The 2,453-nt window shown below is 40.0% G+C and carries 2 protein-coding genes and 2 pseudogenes; 1 reads left to right on the top strand and 3 read right to left on the bottom strand.

From position 1 onward, the window contains the following. The first annotated feature begins 128 nt into the window (after nt 1-128). Nucleotides 129-1,241, top strand: a complete 1,113-nt coding sequence (locus BCT81_RS08750; RefSeq protein WP_102423870.1) for an SEC-C domain-containing protein — start codon at nt 129-131, stop codon at nt 1,239-1,241. Between the two features lie 279 nt (nt 1,242-1,520). On the opposite strand, the gene BCT81_RS08745 is transcribed toward BCT81_RS08750, so the two are convergent. From BCT81_RS08745 to BCT81_RS08735, 3 genes and pseudogenes are all read right to left on the bottom strand, one after another. Beyond that, complete coding sequence (locus BCT81_RS08745; protein WP_096993610.1) at nt 1,521-1,796, bottom strand: HU family DNA-binding protein; 276 nt, start codon at nt 1,794-1,796, stop codon at nt 1,521-1,523. Between the two features lie 239 nt (nt 1,797-2,035). After that, nucleotides 2,036-2,173 (bottom strand): annotated as a pseudogene (locus tag BCT81_RS08740) (IS21-like element ISVch3 family helper ATPase IstB); the annotation flags it as partial. Between the two features lie 10 nt (nt 2,174-2,183). Continuing rightward, a pseudogene (locus tag BCT81_RS08735) lies at nt 2,184-2,453 on the bottom strand (hypothetical protein); the annotation flags it as partial.

Genomic DNA, 2,453 nt, shown 5'->3' with positions numbered 1-2,453 from the left:
TTAAGAGTGATTCGTAACGAGCGGCATTCTAAGTTCAAGGTTGGGTTTTTGTTTACTTTGCAATGATTTAGGCTAGGTGGTTGCGTTTCTCACTACTTAACGCGGCGTTGTAAAGCAGAGGAACATCAGTGAAACTTGGAAGAAATGAGCCATGTTGGTGCGGCTCAAAGAAAAAATACAAACGTTGTCATTTAGGGCGTGATAAACAAGCTCCTGCTGATAAAGGCACGATAATGAAAGAGATGAATAGCTTCAACTCAAAAAAACTCTGTAGCGTGCCAGAATCGATGAAATCTGAATGTTCAAAGAAAATCATCAAAGCACATTCAGTATCAAAAAGCTCCTCCCTAAAAGCTATAGCAGTAGATGGACATGTTTACACTACCTTCAAAACAAATCATGACTTCTCTATATCTAAAAGAGTCCATCCAAAGAAAGTAGGTATTAACCAAGCCTCAGTATTTACTGGTTTTTGCTCAACTCACGACAAACACATTTTTGCTCCGATTGAAGACAATGCGTTTGATAAAAGTCCATACCATTGTTTTCTCGTGGCATATCGATCTTTATGCCGAGAGCTTTTTGTAAAAGAGAGCGCTGCAAATACATTTAGCTTTGCTCAAGAGTTAGATAAAGGCAAATCTCTTAGTGAACAAGTCATGATACAACAAATGGCTAAATACTATGGTTCAAATAATGATCTTACAATGGGAGACCTACGGTTCCTAAAGCAGAAGCTTGATCACATGTTTACGGCTGCTGCCTTTGATGACTTACATCACTTAGTCGTGGAACTTGAACTACCTCCGAGGGTCATGACCAGTGCGGTACTAGGGTATACGGTTGGTTTCGATGGTGAACTGCTTCAAACAATATCTAATGATCCCAAGGATATACCAGACTATGTATTCATTAACTCTTTTGCATCTGAAAACAAAGGGTACATTGTCTTGTCGTGGTTGAAAGAGCATTCAACAAGCAATTTAAAATTTGTTAACCAACTCCTTCAGACTGGTTCTGTGTCAAACTCACTTTCTATTTTCACCTTCGCAATGGTTGAAAATATTTATATATCACCAGAATGGTGGGAAAGTTTAAACGAAGCAGAGCAAGAAAAAATTTGTGCTATTTATGCTCAAGGCGCTACCGAGCATACAGACAATGATGTGTTAGTTGGAATTCCGGTCTTGGATGAAAACCCTCTAATAAATACGGTCACAGTTGGGGAGTTTGCTTTATAACAAGCATTTAAGGCTTCAAGATACTTTTTCTAATCCAGTTTTGGCACGTTAGAATCCATACTCTAACGTGCTTCTGTCCAAAGACGTGCTGACGCCGATCTCCGAAAATATATTGAAGGTGTCCAATTGACGGCCTCACGTGTTTCCCTAGATGAAGCTGAGATATTCGTTGAGTGCTTACTATCGATTGATGTTAGCTGTATTACCAAGGAAAAACCCACCTTTAGTTGTGGGTTTTACTTAGGTGGTTATTTATCTTAATAGTGCCAAGTGAATATCTTAATGATTACAGGCTTCCTTTAAGGCTTTGCCTGCTTTAAAAGCGGGGACTTTTGCGGCGGGAATATTTAACTCCTCGCCAGTTTTTGGATTTCTACCAATACGAGCAGAACGGTCATTTACTTTGAACGTCCCGAATCCTACTAATGATACCTCACCTCCATCAGACAGGGCTCCGACAATTGCATTTATTGTAGAACTTAAAGCCCTTTCAGCATCTGATTTTGATAATTCAGCGTTTTTTGCAATATGCTCAACCAGCTGAGATTTATTCATGTATCACTCCTCATTTGTGAACCAGCATCAATTATTAGATAGGCATTAAACTTGGTAAATGCAAACTTTTTAAATATAAACCCTTAACTTACATATGTTTTGATGAAACTTTGACCATTTTTTTAGAGTGACAGTTGTCAGTATGACACCTGTTTAGTATTATTGGCTATGCATACTTTGCTTGAAATAGTAGTAATACCTAATTTGCCCACTCTCATCCAGTTTGACAATGGGCTTTTTTCACTTTCCAGAAGCAGGCTTAACCGCTCCTCGAAGTCCAGCTCAGCGTAAGTGGTCAGTTGCTCTTGTTGCTGCTCTAACGCTTTCGCCGCATGGCTCAAGCGGAGGGTTTTGAGTTGGTCATTAAGTGCCTTCATATCCTTTCTCCTAGTGATAACTGTTCGGGCCACGAACATTGCTGTGAACAAGGTTCGGCGTATTTGTTTTATCTTTACTCAGTTGCCCTTCACGATTGTTCTTGAGTAGATTGTTGACGAAGGTGTAATTGGGAATTGGCTTTGAGTTGGGTTTAAGCTTTGATATGGCTTCCGTCAGCATATCCGTGACAAGCGGCAAGCAGGCATTTTTGGCCACTCTATAAGCAACCACCTCCTGAGTAAACAAGTCGACAACGGGAGACAAGTATACTTTCTGCTC

The sequence above is a fragment of the Vibrio sp. 10N.261.52.A1 genome (assembly GCF_002876325.1).
Taxonomy (GTDB): Bacteria; Pseudomonadota; Gammaproteobacteria; order Enterobacterales; family Vibrionaceae; genus Vibrio; species Vibrio chagasii.
The sequence above is the reverse complement of the archived record's forward strand: the minus strand, read 5'-3'. Positions and strand labels throughout refer to the sequence as shown.